The 18,100-nt window shown below is 45.6% G+C and carries 20 protein-coding genes and 1 other annotated feature; of the genes, 16 read left to right on the top strand and 4 right to left on the bottom strand.

All coding sequences use genetic code 11. The features are described 5' to 3' along the window. Window positions 1-9: 9 nt before the first annotated feature. Complete coding sequence (locus tag IGI84_RS00085; protein WP_008376766.1) at window positions 10-213, bottom strand: hypothetical protein; 204 nt, start codon at window positions 211-213, stop codon at window positions 10-12. Between the two features lie 150 nt (window positions 214-363). On the opposite strand from IGI84_RS00085, the gene IGI84_RS00090 reads away from it, so the two are divergent. Then, window positions 364-765 (top strand): DUF4809 family protein, encoded by a 402-nt coding sequence (locus IGI84_RS00090; RefSeq protein ID WP_077453232.1) that lies wholly within the window; start codon window positions 364-366, stop codon window positions 763-765. 103 nt (window positions 766-868) lie between these two features. Here the strand turns inward: IGI84_RS00090 and IGI84_RS00095 are convergent, their stop codons facing one another. Continuing rightward, complete coding sequence (locus IGI84_RS00095; RefSeq protein WP_430600566.1) at window positions 869-2,113, bottom strand: glutamate-5-semialdehyde dehydrogenase; 1,245 nt, start codon at window positions 2,111-2,113, stop codon at window positions 869-871. Then, window positions 2,110-2,925, bottom strand: coding sequence for a glutamate 5-kinase (gene proB / locus IGI84_RS00100; protein ID WP_077453228.1), 816 nt, complete (start codon window positions 2,923-2,925; stop codon window positions 2,110-2,112). The genes IGI84_RS00095 and proB overlap by 4 nt, the downstream gene beginning before the upstream one ends. A gap of 189 nt (window positions 2,926-3,114) precedes the next feature. Between proB and IGI84_RS00105 the strand changes: the two genes are divergently transcribed. The 12 genes from IGI84_RS00105 to IGI84_RS00160 all read left to right on the top strand — a co-directional run bounded on the left by IGI84_RS00105 (window position 3,115) and on the right by IGI84_RS00160 (window position 13,424). Beyond that, on the top strand, window positions 3,115-3,624 hold the full coding sequence (locus IGI84_RS00105; RefSeq protein WP_081117601.1) for a dUTP diphosphatase: 510 nt from the start codon (window positions 3,115-3,117) through the stop codon (window positions 3,622-3,624). Window positions 3,625-3,668: 44 nt separating this feature from the next. Further along, entirely contained in the window at window positions 3,669-5,039 is a 1,371-nt protein-coding gene (gene radA, locus IGI84_RS00110; RefSeq protein WP_005226394.1) for a DNA repair protein RadA, read from the top strand. Window positions 5,040-5,211: 172 nt separating this feature from the next. Next, window positions 5,212-6,351, top strand: a complete 1,140-nt coding sequence (locus IGI84_RS00115) for a PIN/TRAM domain-containing protein (protein ID WP_005226396.1) — start codon at window positions 5,212-5,214, stop codon at window positions 6,349-6,351. A 169-nt stretch (window positions 6,352-6,520) separates the two neighbouring features. Continuing rightward, complete coding sequence (gene gltX, locus IGI84_RS00120; RefSeq protein WP_195265652.1) at window positions 6,521-7,978, top strand: glutamate--tRNA ligase; 1,458 nt, start codon at window positions 6,521-6,523, stop codon at window positions 7,976-7,978. Further along, window positions 7,975-8,173, top strand: a binding site (T-box leader). (Overlaps the previous gene by 4 nt.) Window positions 8,174-8,238: 65 nt before the next feature. Beyond that, window positions 8,239-8,775 (top strand): serine O-acetyltransferase EpsC, encoded by a 537-nt coding sequence (gene epsC, locus IGI84_RS00125; protein WP_061054472.1) that lies wholly within the window; start codon window positions 8,239-8,241, stop codon window positions 8,773-8,775. Continuing rightward, complete coding sequence (gene cysS, locus IGI84_RS00130; RefSeq protein WP_015508686.1) at window positions 8,768-10,180, top strand: cysteine--tRNA ligase; 1,413 nt, start codon at window positions 8,768-8,770, stop codon at window positions 10,178-10,180. Before epsC ends, cysS begins: the two co-directional genes overlap by 8 nt. After that, a complete protein-coding gene (locus IGI84_RS00135; protein ID WP_015508687.1) occupies window positions 10,177-10,599 on the top strand; it encodes a Mini-ribonuclease 3 in 423 nt (140 codons plus the stop codon). Before cysS ends, IGI84_RS00135 begins: the two co-directional genes overlap by 4 nt. Further along, complete coding sequence (rlmB, locus tag IGI84_RS00140; protein WP_010748485.1) at window positions 10,565-11,404, top strand: 23S rRNA (guanosine(2251)-2'-O)-methyltransferase RlmB; 840 nt, start codon at window positions 10,565-10,567, stop codon at window positions 11,402-11,404. The genes IGI84_RS00135 and rlmB overlap by 35 nt, the downstream gene beginning before the upstream one ends. Next, window positions 11,401-11,919: an NYN domain-containing protein gene (locus IGI84_RS00145; protein ID WP_005226413.1), complete on the top strand. Its 519-nt coding sequence runs from the start codon at window positions 11,401-11,403 to the stop codon at window positions 11,917-11,919. Before rlmB ends, IGI84_RS00145 begins: the two co-directional genes overlap by 4 nt. A 94-nt stretch (window positions 11,920-12,013) precedes the next feature. Continuing rightward, window positions 12,014-12,577, top strand: a complete 564-nt coding sequence (locus tag IGI84_RS00150) for a sigma-70 family RNA polymerase sigma factor (protein ID WP_140966354.1) — start codon at window positions 12,014-12,016, stop codon at window positions 12,575-12,577. Window positions 12,578-12,664: 87 nt separating this feature from the next. After that, entirely contained in the window at window positions 12,665-12,910 is a 246-nt protein-coding gene (locus IGI84_RS00155; protein WP_005226417.1) for a Veg family protein, read from the top strand. 61 nt (window positions 12,911-12,971) lie between these two features. After that, on the top strand, window positions 12,972-13,424 hold the full coding sequence (locus IGI84_RS00160) for a GNAT family N-acetyltransferase (protein WP_081117605.1): 453 nt from the start codon (window positions 12,972-12,974) through the stop codon (window positions 13,422-13,424). 95 nt (window positions 13,425-13,519) lie between these two features. Here IGI84_RS00160 and mscL read toward each other — a convergent pair whose 3' ends face one another. Then, entirely contained in the window at window positions 13,520-13,966 is a 447-nt protein-coding gene (gene mscL / locus IGI84_RS00165) for a large conductance mechanosensitive channel protein MscL (protein WP_077453215.1), read from the bottom strand. A 161-nt stretch (window positions 13,967-14,127) separates the two neighbouring features. Between mscL and yfmF the strand changes: the two genes are divergently transcribed. The 3 genes from yfmF (at window position 14,128) to IGI84_RS00180 (ending at window position 18,054) form a co-directional block, all read left to right on the top strand. Continuing rightward, entirely contained in the window at window positions 14,128-15,396 is a 1,269-nt protein-coding gene (yfmF, locus tag IGI84_RS00170; protein WP_430600568.1) for an EF-P 5-aminopentanol modification-associated protein YfmF, read from the top strand. Further along, window positions 15,389-16,687 (top strand): EF-P 5-aminopentanol modification-associated protein YfmH, encoded by a 1,299-nt coding sequence (yfmH, locus tag IGI84_RS00175; protein WP_430600569.1) that lies wholly within the window; start codon window positions 15,389-15,391, stop codon window positions 16,685-16,687. The genes yfmF and yfmH overlap by 8 nt, the downstream gene beginning before the upstream one ends. 464 nt (window positions 16,688-17,151) lie before the next feature. Next, window positions 17,152-18,054 carry a helix-turn-helix domain-containing protein gene (locus tag IGI84_RS00180; protein WP_077453211.1) on the top strand — a complete coding sequence of 301 codons (903 nt, stop codon included), beginning with the start codon at window positions 17,152-17,154 and terminating at the stop codon, window positions 18,052-18,054. Window positions 18,055-18,100 lie beyond the last annotated feature (46 nt).

Here is an 18,100-nt window from a genome sequence, read left to right on the forward strand (position 1 = left end):
TTCCTGCAATTAACGATAATATTTTCTTGGCTTTTGGCGAATCGAGGTTAACCAGCGAACGATCAAAACGGCTAGCAACAAAGGAATCCCGAAACGGAAGATCAATCCGATCAACCCACCAACAATGCCTAATACGACGGATAAAACAAGAGATGCTGCGATTAAAACTGCCACGACAGTAACGATTCTTCCTAATAAACTTTCTGTATTCATAGTGACTCCTCCTAGACTTTTTTTCTTATCCTTAGCATAGCAAGAAAGAAAAAGAAACACATCCAACTTAAGGCGGAATAATTGCTCCGCCGTGGGCCATAGGTTTGTGATAAACTAAACATGAATCATTCATGAAAGGAGTCAAAAAGAATGAACGTAGAAATCCTCACGAGCCAAGTCATCACAGAAGGAGGATGCAATGCCTGTTTGCCTTATGAACTCAATACCTTCACGCTGCAGCTGCCAGATGGTCGTTGTTTTTCGCTAGAAAACTTGGATGCTGCTTCCTTGGTAATGCCCATTGCCCAGATCAATCAGTGGCAGACGCGCTTATTATTAGAAGAAGACGAAGGACTGATCTATCAAAAAGGAACGCAAGAAGTAATTTTCGTAGAGGGCAGCCGTCAGGATGCGTTTTCCAGCAAAGGACAGACGATTGCTTGTCCGAAAAAGAGTTGCGAAGCTGACGTTTTTGCCACAACCAATCGAGTGCTGACAGAATTGTTCGGCATCGAACCGCTTTCCTTCGTTCTGCGGGCTGCACAAGCATAAGAGGACGAAAAAAAGCCGCTTGCGCATGTAGCGACCTCCTGAAGTTAGCTTTTTAGTCTAACTATTGGGGGGCATTACAGCAAGTGGCTGTTTTTGCGTATCGTTACTTACGGATCTGGCCTTCGCCATAAACAATGTATTTGGTGGAAGTCAGTGCTTCTAACCCCATTGGCCCACGGGCATGGAGTTTTTGCGTTGAGATGCCGATCTCGGCTCCAAAGCCAAACATAAAGCCATCGGTGAAACGGGTCGAGGCATTGACGTAAACCGCTGCCGCATCAACTTCTTTCAAGAAGCATTGGGAAGCGAAATAATCATCAGTGATGATCGCTTCAGAGTGCTTCGTATTGTAGCGATTGATGTGGGCAATGGCTTCTTCTAGCGAAGCCACCACTTTGATCGCTAAGATATAGTCTAAAAACTCGGTTGCCCAGTCCTCTTCAGTGGCAAGCTGCGCGTTGTTCAAAAACGCCAACGCTTTTTGATCTCCTCGCAATTCGACTTGATCGGCAAATTGCTGTTCTACCATAGGCAAAAATTCTGCCGCCACTGCTTCATGGACGAGGATCGTTTCGATGGCATTGCAGACAGAAGGGCGTTGCGTCTTTGCATTCGTGACGATCGCCAGAGCCATCGGCAGCTGGGCTGCTTGGTCGATGTAGATATGGTTGTTGCCGGTGCCGGTTTCGATCACTGGTACTGTGGCGGTCTCTTTGACACGTCGAATCAAGCCGGCGCCCCCACGGGGGATCAAAACATCCAAGTAATCTGTCAGCCGCATCAGCTCAGCCGCTGTTTCGTGGCTCGTGTCTTCGATAAACTGGATCGCATGGCGGGAGTGTCCGTTGGCAGCTAATGCCTCTTGTAAAATAGTCACGAGGACTTGATTGGAGTGGAAGGCTTCTTTTCCACCACGCAAAATCACGGCATTTCCTGATTTGAAACACAGACTAGCCGCGTCAGTAGTGACATTAGGGCGGGCTTCGTAGATGATGCCAATGACCCCTAAAGGCACTCGCTGTTGACCAATCAAAAGATCGTCAGCATTGCGCCACATTTTATCCACGGCACCGATTGGATCGGGCAATTGGGCGACTTCTCGGATGCCGTTAGCCATCTCGGTGATCCGTTGTTCTGTCAGCAACAGACGATCTAGCATCGTTTGGCTGGTTCCTTTGGCTTTTGCGGCGGTTAGATCTTGTTGATTAGCAGCTAAAATCTTCTCGGTAGCTTTTTCTAAAGCATCGGCCATCGCTGCCAGTAGGTGGTTTTTTTCACTGGCACTCAGTAAGCTTAATGCCTGGGCGCTTGCTTGTGCTTGTTGACCGATCGTTTGTAAATTGCTCATTGCTCATCCTCCGTTCGTTGATAAAAGTGGGTGCCGACAGGTTCCCCTGCGAGCAAGTCAAAAATAATTTTCGGCTGCTTGCCGTTAGCCAGCAGCATGTGACTGTTCAAGTCTAAGATACGTTGAGCGGCTTTTAATTTGCTGGTCATACCGCCGGTTCCATAAGGACTGCCTTTTCCCGTAGCTTGTTCTAAAAGTTCCGGGGTGATTTCATTGATCTCGGAATACAAAACAGCCTCAGGATCATTTAGCGGATTGGCGGAATAAAAGCCGTCGATATCAGAAAGCATGATCAAAAGCTCGGCTTTCGTCAACTGAGCGACGATCGCTGACAGCTGGTCATTGTCGCCAAATTTGGTGAGATGGTCTAATTCATCCACTGCCACTGTGTCGTTTTCATTAATGATCGGGATGATCCCCATCGCAAGTAACTGTTCTAAGGTGTTGCTAACGTTTTGACGGCTTTGGGGATATTCGATGATGTCTCTGGTCAGCAGGATCTGTGCAGTCTGCTGGCTATAGCTTTGAAAACGCTGGTTGTAGATCGTCATCAGTTCCGATTGGCCAACGGCGGCCACGGCTTGCTGCTGCGGGATCTCCACGGGTCGTTCTTTCAAATTCAACTTGTTCATGCCAACACCGATCGCACCAGAGGAAACTAAGATGATTTCTTTGCCTTGGTTTTGTAAAGCTGCTAAGACAAAGGCTAATTCATCGATACCAGCTAGATTGATGGCACCATTGGGATAAATCAACGAGCTGGTGCCGATTTTTACAACGATTCGGTTTTTGTTTGAAAGATCTGCGCGCATATGCCACCGCCTATTTTTTGATATTTTTTCTATTGTACTCGCAAATGGGCATTTCGTCATGCTCTTTTTTCTTTTTGAGCTATTTTTAAACGAAGAAATTGTAAAGACTTTTCGATAATTGTGTTTTCCATGAAGAAAATAGTTCTTCCTATGCTAAAATAGCTATATGTTTTATTATTGGAGGAACCCATGAAATTACGAGGATTTGAAATTATTACATCATATAAAGAAAAAAGCATCACCTTGCCTCAACGTGCCACCCATCATGCGGCTGGTTACGACTTTGAAGCAGCGGAAGAAATCGTGGTGCCAAGCATTTGGAAAGCGGGCGTGATCGACGGGGTCAAAGCGCTGTTGGCAAAAGAGACCGCAAAACAGTTGAAGCCAACCTTGATTCCCACGGGGATCAAAGCCTATATGGGGGAAGACGAGTATTTGCAGCTGACAAATCGTTCCAGCAATCCTTTGAAACGTTTCTTAGTCTTGACGAATGGTGTCGGCGTCATCGACAGCGATTACTATGACAATCCAGATAATGAAGGGCATATCATGTTTCAGTTTACCAATTTCGGCCCCACAGATGTCGTCATTAAAAAAGGCGAGCGGATCGGTCAAGGAATTTTCTTGCCGTTCTTAAAAGCTGATCAAGATACAACCACTGCCAGCCGAACCGGCGGCTTTGGCTCCTCGAATCAGTAAATCCTGCCTGGGGGTCTGTTTGATAGAAGTAGTGGAGGAGATCAATGGCAAAAAAAGCAAAAAGTCAATTTGTCTGTCAAAACTGCGGGTATAGTTCCCCTAAGTATTTAGGAAAATGCCCCAATTGCGGCAGCTGGAATTCAATGGTAGAAGAAGTGATCCAAGAAACTGCTGATCGTCGTGTACGAACAACATTGACCGGTCAAAAGATGCAGCCGACGAAAATCGCCGATGTCGTACCGAAAAAAGAACCGCGGGTCCAAACGAAACTGGCTGAATTGAATCGCGTCTTAGGCGGCGGCGTGGTCCCAGGTTCCTTGATTTTGATCGGTGGGGATCCCGGGATCGGAAAATCGACGCTGCTCTTGCAAGTTTCCCAGCAATTAGCAGCGATCGGCGGAACGGTCTTGTATGTGTCAGGAGAAGAAAGTGCCGAGCAGATCAAAATGCGGGCGCAGCGCTTAGGCGCCATCGACACGGAATTTTATCTCTATGGGGAAACGGACATGTCAGAGATCAGTAAAGCGATCGAAAACATCCGTCCAGATTATGTGATCATCGATTCGATCCAAACCATGACCCAACCGGATATCACCAGTGTGGCAGGCAGTGTCAGCCAAGTGCGAGAAACGACCGCAGAATTGCTGAAAATCGCTAAAACCAATGGCATCGCCATCTTTATCGTTGGCCACGTGACGAAGGAAGGCTCGATCGCAGGACCGCGGATGCTGGAGCACATGGTGGATACCGTCTTGTATTTCGAAGGTGAAAAGCACCACAGCTTTCGGATTTTGCGGGCCGTCAAAAACCGCTTTGGATCCACCAATGAGATCGGGATTTTTGAAATGGAAGAAGGCGGGTTGAAAGAAGTCGCCAATCCGTCACAAGTCTTTTTGGAAGAACGCTTAGAAGGCGCAACCGGATCGGCGATCGTAGTGGCAATGGAAGGCAGTCGGCCAATCTTGGTGGAGATCCAAGCATTGGTCACGCCAACGATGTTCGGCAATGCCAAACGCACGACGACGGGGCTAGACTTCAACCGGGTCTCGCTGATCATGGCGGTTTTAGAAAAACGGGCAGGCTTGCTGCTGCAAAATCAAGATGCCTACTTAAAAGCAGCCGGCGGGGTCAAATTAAATGAACCCGCGATCGATCTAGCGATCGCTGTTAGTATCGCGTCCAGCTACAAAGAAAAAGGCACCAGCCCGACGGAGTGTTTTATCGGTGAAATTGGCTTGACAGGTGAGATTCGCCGAGTCAACGCGATCGAGCAACGGGTCAAAGAGGTACAAAAACTGGGCTTTACAAAAGTTTATTTGCCGAAAAATAATCTGACTGGTTGGCAGCCGCCAAAAGGCATCGAAGTCGAAGGCGTGTCTACCTTAGCCGAAACCTTACGGAAAGTCTTCCGTTAAAGTGGAGTCAACGCAAGAGCAAGGGGCAATCTCCCTTCCTCTTGCCCTGACGCTGCTGGTTCATTCATTTGAACTAAACAACCGATCGACAACCGCTGACTGGCGGAAAGAGCCTGTTTGGCAGCACGGATTTTTGAACAAAAGAAACCTACTGGAGTATGGAGGAACATGTATGCAGAAACGAGTCATTACCGCACTAATGGTACTTGCCGGAGCAAGTCTGGGGATCTCACTGATGCCTATCGCATGGCAAGCCATTGGGCAAACCCAAAATGAATGGCTGAATAATAACATCACTAATAGTTTGCTTGGAGCCCTTATTTTCTTTTTATTATCTTTACTATTAGCGAAATATATTGCAGCCGGTATTCGCAAAATTGAAGAAAAACTAAGTGAATTGAGCTTAACCTATCTCTTGTTTGGCGCAATTGGTTCGATCATCGGTCTGATGATCGGTGTGATCGTGTCGATTCCTTTTTACAATTGGGATATTCCTTTTATCAACGGGATCGCCCCAATCTTAGTGATGGTCCTGTTAGGGTATCTCGGTTTTCAGATCGGGACGACACGGATCGATGAATGGAAAAAAGTCTTTGCCCCGAAAAACAAAAAGGCAGAGCCGCAAGAGCAAGATGAACAGCAGATGCTAGAAAGAAAAATCGCGGACCATTTCCACAAATACAAAATTTTGGATACCAGCGTGATCATTGATGGTCGGATCTATGACATTGCCAAAACCGGCTTTTTAGAAGGCGTCTTGCTGATTCCGAATTTTGTCTTGTACGAATTGCAATACATCGCAGATTCTGGCGATAGTTTGAAACGGGTTCGGGGCCGCCGCGGCTTGGATATTTTGAATGCTTTGCAAAAAGAAGAAGGCATCGCAGTTGAGATGTATGAAGGCGATTTTGAAGACATTTCCGAAGTTGATAGCAAGCTGATCAAGTTAGCGAAGATGCTGGATGGTGTCGTCGTGACCAATGATTACAATTTAAACAAAGTTTCTGAATTTCAAAATGTGCCTGTCTTGAATATCAATGCGTTGGCCAATGCGGTCAAACCAGTGGTGATTCCAGGAGAAAGCATGCACGTCTTAGTGGTGAAAGCTGGCACGGAGCGCCAGCAAGGGGTCGCTTATCTAGATGACGGGACGATGGTCGTGGTGGAAGATGGCCAGCATTACATGAATGAACACATCGAAGTGATCGTCACCAGCGCCTTGCAAACGGCAGCTGGGCGGATGATTTTTGCCAAACCAGCCCATTCTGGTCGCGGCATCGACAACAAAGAAGGATCGAAATCAGAGAAATAATCCTAGGCAGCTGGCGTAAAATATGCCAGCTGCCTTTACTAATTGGGTTATTGATTGTACAATTCAACTTGAGGGTTCTGTTTTTTACGCGGGTCTTTCCCACTAAACTGAACAATAAGCCCCAAGCAGCTTGGCTGGCTTGGAAATCAGATGAAGGAAGAGGAAAACAATGACAAAAGTACGTGTACGTTACGCGCCAAGTCCAACAGGACATTTACACATCGGGAATGCTCGGACGGCTTTATTCAATTATTTGTTTGCTCGTCATAATGACGGTGAATTTATTATCCGAATCGAAGACACCGATCAAAAAAGAAACATTGAAGATGGTGAAAAAAGCCAGCTTGAAAACTTGCAATGGTTAGGAATGGATTGGGACGAATCACCTGAAAATCCAGGAGAATACGGTCCGTATCGTCAATCAGAACGCGGCGATATCTACCAACCACTGATCGATCAATTGCTTGCAAGCAATCGTGCGTATAAGTGTTATTGTACGGAAGAAGAATTGGAAGCCGAACGTGAAGGCCAAAGAACTCGTGGCGAAATGCCTCATTATGCAGGGAAATGTGCCAACTTAACACCGGAAGAGCAAGCCGAAAAAGAAGCACAAGGCTTGAAACCAGTGATTCGTTTCCGTGTCTCTCGCAATACTGAATACAAATTCCACGACATGGTCAAAGGCGAGATCGTTTTTGAATCAGATAATGTCGGTGGCGATTTTGTCATCCAAAAACGTGATGGCATGCCGACCTACAACTTTGCAGTAGCAGTGGATGACCATCATATGAAAATCACCCATGTGCTGCGTGGAGATGACCACATCGCCAACACACCAAAACAGTTGATGATCTATGAAGCATTTGGCTGGCAAGCACCAGAATTCGGGCATATGACGTTGATCATCAATAGCGAAACCGGGAAAAAATTAAGCAAACGGGACGAATCGATTCTGCAATTCATCGAGCAATACCGTGAATTGGGCTATTTGCCAGATGCTATGTTCAACTTTATTGCACTTTTAGGCTGGTCACCAGTAGGGGAAGAAGAAATCTTCTCTCAAGAAGAATTGATCAAAATCTTTGATCCTGAACGGTTGAGCAAATCACCAGCTGCCTTCGATGCCAAGAAATTGGAATGGGTCAATAACCAATACATGAAACAAATGGATTTGGATGAATTGACGGCAATGTGCGTTCCTTACTTGGTAAAAGCTGGCCGCATCGAAGAAACATTGACCGAAGAAAAAGCTGCTTGGTTGAAAAAAATCGTGTCCTTGTATCAACCACAAATGAGTTTTGCGGCACAAATCGTCGATCTTTCGGAATTGTTCTTCGAAGAACACCCTGAATTAGATGATGCAGCCAAAGAAGTCTTGGCAGGAGAAACTGTACCGACGGTTTTGACAGCCTTTAAAGAAAAATTACAGGCGATGCCAGTCGTTGAGGCTGCGGCAGTCAAAGCAGCCATCAAAGAGATCCAAAAAGAAACAGGCATCAAAGGCAAGAATTTATTCATGCCGATCCGCGTGGCGGTCTCAGGCCAAACCCACGGACCAGAACTACCGGATACCGTTGAATTATTAGGGAAAGAAAAAGCCCTTGATCATTTGAATAACGTGTTATAAACACAGCGAATAGACGAAGTACTAGCCGATTTTTTTCAGAGAGGCCACGGAAGGTGAGAGTGGTCAAAAAAGGCTAAGAAATGCACCTAGGAGTGGCTTTGGCGCAAGTCAAAGACGAAGCAGCGGACGTTACCCGCTTGAAGGCAGTGCCGAACTGCGAACAAAAGTGGGACCACGCAAAAAAGCGTCTTTTGAATAAGGAAACTTATTTGAAAGACGCTTTTTACGTATCAAGAAGTTTGGATAAAGTAGGTGAGAAGATGACTTGGTTCAAAAAAGCAATTGCGGCAACAAAAAAACACGATCCATCGGTACGATCAACGTTGGAGATCATCATCACGTACCCAGGATTTCATGCCTTATTTTGGCATCGTTGGGCGCATTTTTTGTTTCAGCATCGCTGGTATTTTTTGGCAAAACTGACGGCCCAGTTTTGGCGTTTCTTGACTGGGATCGAGATTCATCCTGGTGCGCAGATCGGCCAAGGGGTCTTTATCGATCATGGGATGGGGGTCGTGATTGGGGAAACGGCGATCATTGAAGATGATGTCGTCTTGTTTCACGGAGTCACCCTGGGGGGAACCGGCAAAGAGCGAGGCAAGCGTCATCCCACGGTCAAAACCGGTGCGTTTCTCTCAGCCCATGCGCAGATCTTAGGTCCTGTCACAATCGGTGAGCGTGCAAAGATCGGCGCCAATGCAGTGGTTTTGAAGGATATCCCCGCAGAAGCAACTGCTGTCGGCATCCCAGCAAAGATCGTTCGAATCAAAGGAAAGAAGGTTACCCACGATGATTAAAATCTATAATACGCTGACACGGGAAAAAGAAGTGTTTCAGCCATTGGAAGAAAAGAAAGTAAAAATGTATGTTTGCGGACCCACCGTCTATAACTATATCCATATCGGGAATGGCCGCAGTACCGTTTCATTTGATACCGTACGTCGTTATTTCGAATACCGCGGCTATACAGTGGACTATTTGATGAATTTTACCGATGTCGATGATAAAATCATTCGTGCGGCAAAAGAATTAGGCACGACGGCCCCAGAAGTGGCAGAGCGTTTTATCAACGCCTTCAATGAAGATACCGCAGCGCTGAACGTCAAACCTGCTACGATGAATCCTCGTGTGATGGATCATATCGAAGACATCATTGCCTTTATTGCTGCTCTTGTAGAAAAAGGCTATGCCTATCCAGTCAATGGCGATGTTTATTACCGTACCCGTAAATTTGCTCACTATGGGCAATTAAGCGACCAATCCATCGATGAGCTGGAAGTCGGCGCAAGCCAGCGGACCGGTGAAGAACAAAAAATCAAGGAAGATCCGTTGGATTTTGCTTTGTGGAAAGCGGCAAAAGGCGATGAGATCGCTTGGGAATCTCCTTGGGGAGCCGGCCGTCCCGGCTGGCATATCGAATGCTCGGTCATGGCGACCAAACACCTAGGCGAGACCATCGATATTCATGGAGGCGGACAAGACTTGACCTTCCCGCATCATGAAAATGAGATCGCCCAAAGCGAGGCAAAAACCGGCAAGACCTTTGCCAACTATTGGATGCATAATGGCTATGTGACGATCGGTGAAGACGAAGAAAAAATGAGTAAGTCGCTAGGCAACTTCGTCACGGTGCATGAGATGGTCAAAAAAGTTGATCCACAGGTGCTGCGTTTCTTTTTGGCAACGACTCAGTACCGCCGACCAATCAAATACAGCGAGACTACCTTACATGAAGCACAAACCAATCTGCAAAAATTGCGGACGACCTATGAAAATGCCAAATTCCGCTTGAATAGCAGTCACTATCAAGCCAGCGATGAGGAAGTCAATGCAGCGGTTCTGGAAGAATTTGAAGAACGTTTCGTCAAAGAAATGGACGACGATTTCAACGCGGCTAACGGGATCACTGTGGTCTATGAATTGGCGAAGTGGCTGAACTTAGCTAGCGAAGACCCAGAAACAGATTTGGCTTTATTAGCCGCTGGATTAGCCAAATTCAGCGAATGGCTGACGATTTTCGGGATTTATTTTGTATCCGAAGAATTGCTGGATGAAGAAATCGAACAACTGATCAATGAACGGATCGCCGCCCGCAAAGCCAAAGATTTTGCCCGCAGCGACCAAATCCGTGATGAGTTGAAAGAACAAGGGATCATCTTAGAAGATACCCCGCAAGGAACCCGATGGAGACGAGAAGCATGAGAGATTATAAACAATTGAATGGTTTGGCATTGGCCTATGTGGGGGATGCGGTCTATGAAGTCTATATTCGCGATTATTTAGTCGCCCAAGGCCAAACTCGACCGAACCAACTGCACCATATGGCGACCCACTATGTATCTGCCAAAGCCCAAGCGGCGTTGATCCAAAAGATGTTGGATGAAGAGATCCTGACCGAAGAAGAACATGATTTTTACCGCCGCGGCCGTAATAGTAAAAGCCATACCGGTGCCAAAAATGCCGATGTCACGACGTATCGTATCGCTACTGGCTTTGAATCGCTGATCGGGTATTTGCACCTCACGCAGCAAAAAGAACGCTTAGACGAGCTAATAGACTGGTGTATAAAGAAAGTAGGAGAAGAAGATGCGAGAAAAACCGCAAAGAAAGCGTCCAAATAAAAAAACAGCTGGCCGATCAGAAGCCAGACAAGAAAATAGACCGGATCGCCGCAAAGAAGCCGCTGGAGAAGCCATCGAAGATAATTTTGTCTTTGGCTATCATGCGGTTGCTGAAGCCTTGAAAGAAGGGCGAGGCAACAAGCTGTTTCTTTCCGAAGAAGCACGGGGAGAAAAAATCGATCGTTTGAAAGAAATGGCGCGGGAACAGGCAGTTCCGGTCAAATGGGTGCCAAAACAAAAGCTGGATACGATGAGTGACCAAGGGGTCCATCAAGGCATGATCTTGGCGATCACTCCTTACCAGTATTTGACCTTGGATGAATTGTTGGCCCAAACGAAAGAACAGCCGCTGTATCTGATTTTGGATAATCTAGAAGATCCCCATAATTTTGGCTCCATCATGCGAACCGCTGATGCCAGCGGCGTAGACGGGATCATCATTCCGAAACACCGTGCGGTGGGGATCACGCCGATCGTGGTGAAAACATCGACTGGCGCAGTGGAACATATTCCTGTGGCCCGCGTGACTAATTTGACCCAAGCAGTCCAGCAGCTGAAAAAAGCTGGTTTTTGGATCTTTGGTACTGATATGAGCGGCAGTGATTACCGCACATGGAATGCTCAAGGGGCGGTCGGTTTGATCATCGGTAACGAAGGTCGCGGCATGGGAGAAGGCTTGAAAAAAGAAGTGGACCAAATGCTGACGATCCCAATGACCGGTCACGTGCAGAGCTTGAATGCCAGTGTAGCGGCGGGCTTGTTAATGTACCAGGCCTTTACTAGCCGAAATGGGGCGTCCCAATGAAAACCCCTTTGCTGATCGTGGATGGCTACAATATGATTGGCGCTTGGCCGGAGCTGGTTCTTTTGAAAAATCAGGACCGTTTAGAAGATGCCCGAGAAGCCTTACTGAACCGGCTGTCAAATTATGCAAAATATGAAGGGTTGAAAATCATCGTTGTTTTTGATGCCCAACTGGTGCCTGGTGTGACACAAAGTTACACCAAATATCAGCTGGAAGTTATTTTTACCGAAGAAGGAGAGACCGCCGACAGCTACATCGAACGAATCGCTGGTGAATTAAACAATCGATTGACGCAAGTCACCGTCGCTACCAGCGATTTAGCCGAACAGTGGGTGATCTTCTCTCAAGGTGCCTTGCGGACTTCGGCACGGGAATTGTACAAAAGCGTGGAAAAAACGGAAAAAGACATCCACGAGCATCAAACCGACTTGCGGTTTGAAAATTTCCGGCGCAATTCCCCCTGGTCACCGGAACAATTAGCCGAACTTGAAAAGAAATTGCGGGACCTTAGTTAGGGACAAAGTTGGTCTGGTAAATTAGAAGATGACCGAGCCATTTATGATACGCTCCTTTTGTAGCAAATGAAGCAAAACAAAAGGAGTGATCTCGATGCGCACAAAGGAAAGACAAGTATCGCACCGTTCAGATAGATTTGAAGAGTTGTTCAGAAAATATCGACCGATCGTTGAGATTTTGCATAAAAAATATTATCTGCGGGATTATGACTTAGATGATTGGCTGCAAGAAGGTCGGATCGTTTTTAATAAGTGTCTAAAGACTTACGATCAGGACAAGGGAACGACGCTGGGTATCTTGTTTAAGCGATCCTTTGAAAATCGTATCTGCAGCTTGTTGCGGGCGCAGCATGCCCAAAAACGCAAAGCCCAAGTCGATGCCTGCTCGCTGGAAGAAAAGCTTTCACAAGAAGGCAATCGGTTTTTGACCGATCATAATCGCTGTGCGGAAACTGCAGAGACCTATTTGTTCGTTAATGAATCGTTAGCAGCGTATCCGAAAAATTTATCGTCTTTAGAACGAATGGTTATAATGAATTATTTAAAAGGATTAGAACTTGATCAGATTGCCGCGCAAGAAAAGCTGCCTTACGAAAAAATAAAAAGCGCTTTCAGTCGCGGACGGACAAAGTTGATAGCGCTTATCAAGGGTGTTTAACAAAAATCTTATTGAAAGTAGAATTATTTTATGGTAAACTTGAAATTTTCTGCTTTTCGTGGTATGATGATGCTCGAGGTGAATGCGATGCCAACAACTTTAGCTACGATCAAGAAAGATTTAGAAGGCCGTATCGGTAGTGAGATTATGCTAGTTGCTCAGACTGGACGTAAGCGTCAAACTGAACGTCGCGGCGTTTTGACAGAAACTTATCCTTCAGTTTTTGTTGTAGATTTGGATCCAAATGAGAATTCATTCGAGCGGGTTTCTTATAGTTATTCAGATATTTTAACCAGAACTGTTGAGATTGAATTTTTATCAGAAGCTGTTTGAAACAAGAAGAGTTGACACTTTGTTGACTCTTTTTTGGTTCAATAAGATAAGGAGTGATGGGATGGCGTTTTTTCTAAAAGAGTTAGGGGAAATGACTGGGGTGGAGTTTTATCAACTTGCCCGTTTGCGTACAGCGGTTTTTGTGGTGGAACAAGCGTGTGCGTATCAAGAGATCGATGCGATCGATGAACAGGCCAAACATTTATGGGCCCTCGATGAGGACGGGCAGATCGTTTCCTACGCTCGTATTTTCCAGCAGGAACAAACGGTGCATTTTGGTCGGGTCATTGTGGCACCAGCATACCGGGGGCAAAACGAAGGTCATCGTCTGATCAAAGAAGTTTTGCAACGCATTGAGCAGTGTTATCCGGCTTTGCCTATTGAGATCGAAGCGCAAGCCCACTTAGAAAAATTCTACGGCCAGTATGGCTTTAAAACCATTACACCGCCTTTTTATGAAGACGGGATCCTGCATGTCGGGATGAAAAAAGAAGCAAGCACAGCGACTCTCTAGAAAGGTTCGCGTGCTTGCTTCTTTTAGCGCTAAGATTGATGAATCTGATGAATCCGAATGGTTTCTTTTGTCCTTATTGACAAAGAGCCGTCTTTTTATCTGATTGTATCGTCCAATGATGTTGGGCGTGGATCAACGGTGTTGGCAGTAGGTGTTTGTGCTTTTAAAAGATCACGAATCTCTTCTAAATAATCCTCTGCAGTGACTTCTGGTACTTCTTCTTCTTCAGGTTGTTGTTTCAGATTGCGTAATTTGTTGACTGCTTTGACAATCAAGAACAAAACAAATGCGGTAATCAAGAACGTAATAATGGCAGTGATTACGCGGCCAAAATCAAAGACCACATTTTTGGCGGGTTCAAAGACCAAGCCAGAAAAGGCATCGGCGTTACCGAAGAGTGATAAGATCCATGAAACCAATGGCGTCAGCAATCCTTCAACTAAACTCGTGACGATTGCGGTGAAGGCACTCCCGATTACGACCCCGATCGCCAAGTCAATGACGTTTCCTCGTAAAATAAATTCTTTAAATTCTTTAATCATCCTGTATCCTCCCTTCTAAATCTTACTGATAGTATAGCGAAAAATGCAAGATTTATAAAAAAAAACGCTCGCTGCAGTAGGTTTAATCAATGAGCCAAGGAGAAAGTTTGTCGGCTATGCTATAATTGAAGAGATAATTTTGCTTATAGAAGGGGTGTCACATGTCTATTGAATTAAAAAAAGGTATTCGGTTAACGGTGCTGCCGACCAAAAAGTATAAAACGATCCGTTTTTTCGTTCGGTTCACTGCACCATTGCAGGCTGAAATGACCGCCAAACGGACTTTATTAACCAGTTTATTAGAAACGACTAGTTTGGCTTATCCGACACAGACCGCATTTAGCAGTCAACTGGCGGAGCTTTACGGTGCCAGCTTTGGTATGAATGTCAACAAACGAGGCAATCTGCATCAAATCAATGCAGCGATGTCCTTTGTCAACGGGAAGTATGTGTCAGATGAAGCCGTCTTGCCGCAAGCAGCCGCTTTTTTAGCAGAAGTTTTGTTCCATCCGAATGTTCACGAGGAGCAATTTGAAGAAAAGAACTTCACCATCGAAAAGCACAACTTGATCGCCTATATGAACAGCGTGGCCGAAGACAAGCAAGCATTGGCTTCTTTAGGGCTGCAAGAGTTGTATTTTGAAAACGATCAGAACCAGAAGTATCCGAGCTTTGGTCGTCCCCAAGACTTAGAAGCTGTGACCGCAAAAGAGCTTTACCAAACCTATCGCTCAATGATGGACAATGACCAAATCGATCTTTTCGTGATCGGCGATGTGGTTGAAGCAGAAGTCGCGGAGATTTTCCAGAACATGGCCTTTACCGATCGGCCAGACCAAGCAATGCCGGTCTTTTATCAGCAAGCGGCGGAAAACATCATTCGCGAGAAAATCTTGCGGGAACCAATCATTCAAGCCAAATTGAACTTAGGCTATCATACTGGCGTGTATTATGACCAAGCTGAGCGGATCGCCTTTATGGTCTTCAACGGGTTGTTTGGCGGTTTCCCCCATTCCAAATTGTTTATGAATGTCCGTGAGAAAGAAAGTTTGGCTTATTATGCGTCCAGCAGTATCGATACGTTTCGCGGGTACTTGTCGGTCCAAACAGGGATCGACGGCAAAAACCGGGACAAGGTCTTCAAATTGATCGAACAACAGCTGCAAAGCTTGCAGCGTGGCGAAGTCACAGCGGAAGAACTGGCACAAACAAAAGCGATGTTGAAAAACCAGTACTTGCTTTCGTTGGATAACCCACAAGCACTGATCGAAACAGCCTATCTGAATCAGTGGGTACCGAATACGAAAATGACGGAAGATGAATTTATGCAGAAATTGGCTCAAGTGACCGTGGCAGATGTCCAAGCATTGGCCAAAAACGTGTCCTTGCAAGCTGTATTCTTCCTGGATAAGGAGACGACCCATGAATAAAAAAGTCTATCAGCAAATCAATGAGACCCTTTATGAAGAAGTATTGCCAAACGGCTTGAAAGTTTATTTGCTGCCAAAAGCCGATTTCCATAAAACTTACGGACTTTTCAGTACGAACTATGGCTCTGTCGACAACCATTTCGGGTTTTCACCCGAAGCATTGCATCAAGTTCCAGATGGCATTGCCCATTTTCTAGAGCACAAACTGTTTGAAAAAGAAGACGGCGATGTCTTTCAAACCTTTGGTCGGCAGGGGGCTTCTGCCAATGCCTTTACCAGTTTCACGAAAACCAGCTACCTTTTTTCGGCAACCGATCAAATCAAGCTGAACCTTGAAACGTTGATCGATTTCGTTCAAGCCCCGTATTTTACAGAAGAAACCGTCGAAAAAGAAAAAGGGATCATTGGTCAAGAAATCCAAATGTATGATGACGATCCGAACTGGCAGCAGTTTTTCGGTATTATCAAAAATCTGTATCCAAGGCACCCCTTGCATATCGATATCGCTGGTACGGTGGAAAGTATTGTGCAGATCACCGCAGAAGACTTGTATCTTTGCTACAATACCTTCTATCACCCAAGCAATATGACGCTTTTTGTGGTAGGCAATATCGACCCGGAAGAAACGATGGCGTGGATTCGGACCAATCAAGCGGCCAAGACCTTTCCAGAAACGCAGGCGATCATTCGCCAGTTTCCTGAAGAAACCTTTGCCGATATTCAAGCAGAATCAAGTCTTACCATGCCAGTGACACGTGCCAAAGGCGTGTTAGGGATCAAAGGGGACTTGAACAAACTGCCGGAATCAGGAAGAGAGCTTTTACGCTTCAAAAATGCGTTGAATCTTTTCTGCCAATTGGTTTTAGGCAATACGTCCGCCAATTATTTGCGTCTGTATGATCAAGGCATCATCGATGACACGTTTGGGTTTGAAGTGAACTTGGATCGCGGCTTTTACTTTGCCGATTTCTCGGGGGATTCTGAGGAGCCAAAAGAAATGTTGGCGGAGATCGAAGCGATCTTAATGAATTTCCAGCACGACCCAGAGATTAATGAAGAAAACTTGACGTTATTGAAGAAGAAAATGCTAGGGAAATATTTCCAATCCCTGAACTCATTGGAGTTTATTGCAAACCAGTTTACCCAAAGCTTATTCGGTGAAACGACGCTCTTTGATCTACCGGAGGTGATCCAATCGATCACTTTGGAAGATGTTCAGCAAGCGGCTCGTTCCTTTATCGATCCTAAAGCGTTTAGCCGTTTTTACATGTATCCAACGGAAAAAGCCTAAACGAAGATGCATTTTGTTAACTAACTGTCATCTAAGCAACACTGAATGATTCAAGGAGGAAAGCCCAACAGATCAAGGGCTGGCCAACTCTTTGGTCATTCAGTGTTTTCTTTTTTGCGTCAAAGGACGGTTTTTCCTTGCATTTTGATGCCAATTTGGCGAAAAGTATTAAAATTTGTTTGCGAGTTGTCGTTAGGCTATCCTCAGACTTTTTCTTTTATGGTATTCTTTAATTATTGGAGCAAAATCTTTTTTTGTTTTCTTGCAAAAAATCACGGAAAAAATGTTATATTTAGTAGACGGCGTGTCCAAGTGGAAATCGGCGCGACGGAACTTTTTTATTGACGTATACAGGGAACCCCTGTTTTAAAATGATAGAGCAGCTTTGCTGACCTTACGACAAGCAGCGCAGCGATTTTAGGGCTTTTTTTAAAGATGAATAAAAGACTGGAGTAGATGATCGAGTGGCCAACGAAACAACGATTGGAGCAAAATTACGGCAAGCCCGTTTAGATAAAAACATTTCATTGATTGAATTACAACAAATGACAAAGATCCAAAAACGCTATTTAGAAGCAATTGAAGCGGAGCGTTTTGATCAATTGCCAGGCACTTTTTATGTCCGCGCGTTTATTCGCCAATATGCAGCAGCGGTTGGAGAAGACGGCGACAAATTGGTGGCCGTTTTTGATGGCAAAGAGACGTTAGACGCCCCCTTACCAAAAAGACCGCAGCCTGAAACCGTCAGCGGCTCGCGAAAAGCACAGCACGTAGAAGAAAAAAGCGGCTCCTTTGTCGTCCGCTATTTGCCGATGATTTTATTAGGTCTGGTTGCCATTACGATCGTGAGTATCGTAGGCTACATGGCTTGGCAAGACCGGAACACGACGCCGATGATCCAAGGGAGTTCTTCTCTCGTGGTAGAAAATTCGGCGTCTACAGCTTCCACCACGACAAGTACGGAAGAAACCAGTACTTCGAGTGAAGCGACGGAGTCATCAAGTACGACGGAATCCAGCGAAGCGAAAATGACGATGACTGCCAGTGATTCGACGCAATCGTCGATCACGATCACGATGAAAGATGCGGAAAACCCTATTGAATTGGCATTTACTGGGCTAGATGCTTCTTGTTGGGTCGGTGTACAAGTCGACAACGCTTATGTGTACCAATACACTGTTCAAGCGGGGGAAACGCAATCGATGACGCTGCCAGAAGGCGCCACGAATGCAACTTTGACCCTGGGAGCAAGCCAAAATATCTCCATCAAGGCCAATGGACAGGAAGTGGACTTTTCTGATCCACAATTTGAATTGTTACAAAAGACGGTCCGTCTCGTGATTGAATACCAAGACGATGCGGCATAAATCTGACAAATGCGCCTTATTGAGGTATCATTAGCTAAAAAGTTAT

This window comes from Enterococcus sp. DIV0008 (genome assembly GCF_050542615.1).
Lineage (GTDB): Bacteria > Bacillota > Bacilli > Lactobacillales > Enterococcaceae > Enterococcus_D > Enterococcus_D innesii.

Excerpts from the sequence above, each read along its gene's own strand:
- IGI84_RS00105 (WP_081117601.1), top strand. The coding sequence starts at position 3,115 with ATGAAATTACGAGGATTTGAAATTATTACATCATATAAAGAAAAAAGC.
- IGI84_RS00095 (WP_430600566.1), bottom strand. The coding sequence starts at position 2,113 with ATGAGCAATTTACAAACGATCGGTCAACAAGCACAAGCAAGCGCCCAG.
- cysS (WP_015508686.1), top strand. The coding sequence starts at position 8,768 with ATGATTAAAATCTATAATACGCTGACACGGGAAAAAGAAGTGTTTCAG.
- IGI84_RS00090 (WP_077453232.1), top strand. The coding sequence starts at position 364 with ATGAACGTAGAAATCCTCACGAGCCAAGTCATCACAGAAGGAGGATGC.
- IGI84_RS00115 (WP_005226396.1), top strand. The coding sequence starts at position 5,212 with ATGCAGAAACGAGTCATTACCGCACTAATGGTACTTGCCGGAGCAAGT.
- IGI84_RS00085 (WP_008376766.1), bottom strand. The coding sequence starts at position 213 with ATGAATACAGAAAGTTTATTAGGAAGAATCGTTACTGTCGTGGCAGTT.
- radA (WP_005226394.1), top strand. The coding sequence starts at position 3,669 with ATGGCAAAAAAAGCAAAAAGTCAATTTGTCTGTCAAAACTGCGGGTAT.
- yfmH (WP_430600569.1), top strand. The coding sequence starts at position 15,389 with ATGAATAAAAAAGTCTATCAGCAAATCAATGAGACCCTTTATGAAGAA.
- IGI84_RS00135 (WP_015508687.1), top strand. The coding sequence starts at position 10,177 with ATGAGAGATTATAAACAATTGAATGGTTTGGCATTGGCCTATGTGGGG.
- IGI84_RS00150 (WP_140966354.1), top strand. The coding sequence starts at position 12,014 with ATGCGCACAAAGGAAAGACAAGTATCGCACCGTTCAGATAGATTTGAA.
- epsC (WP_061054472.1), top strand. The coding sequence starts at position 8,239 with ATGACTTGGTTCAAAAAAGCAATTGCGGCAACAAAAAAACACGATCCA.
- mscL (WP_077453215.1), bottom strand. The coding sequence starts at position 13,966 with ATGATTAAAGAATTTAAAGAATTTATTTTACGAGGAAACGTCATTGAC.
- rlmB (WP_010748485.1), top strand. The coding sequence starts at position 10,565 with ATGCGAGAAAAACCGCAAAGAAAGCGTCCAAATAAAAAAACAGCTGGC.
- proB (WP_077453228.1), bottom strand. The coding sequence starts at position 2,925 with ATGCGCGCAGATCTTTCAAACAAAAACCGAATCGTTGTAAAAATCGGC.
- yfmF (WP_430600568.1), top strand. The coding sequence starts at position 14,128 with ATGTCTATTGAATTAAAAAAAGGTATTCGGTTAACGGTGCTGCCGACC.
- IGI84_RS00160 (WP_081117605.1), top strand. The coding sequence starts at position 12,972 with ATGGCGTTTTTTCTAAAAGAGTTAGGGGAAATGACTGGGGTGGAGTTT.
- gltX (WP_195265652.1), top strand. The coding sequence starts at position 6,521 with ATGACAAAAGTACGTGTACGTTACGCGCCAAGTCCAACAGGACATTTA.
- IGI84_RS00145 (WP_005226413.1), top strand. The coding sequence starts at position 11,401 with ATGAAAACCCCTTTGCTGATCGTGGATGGCTACAATATGATTGGCGCT.
- IGI84_RS00155 (WP_005226417.1), top strand. The coding sequence starts at position 12,665 with ATGCCAACAACTTTAGCTACGATCAAGAAAGATTTAGAAGGCCGTATC.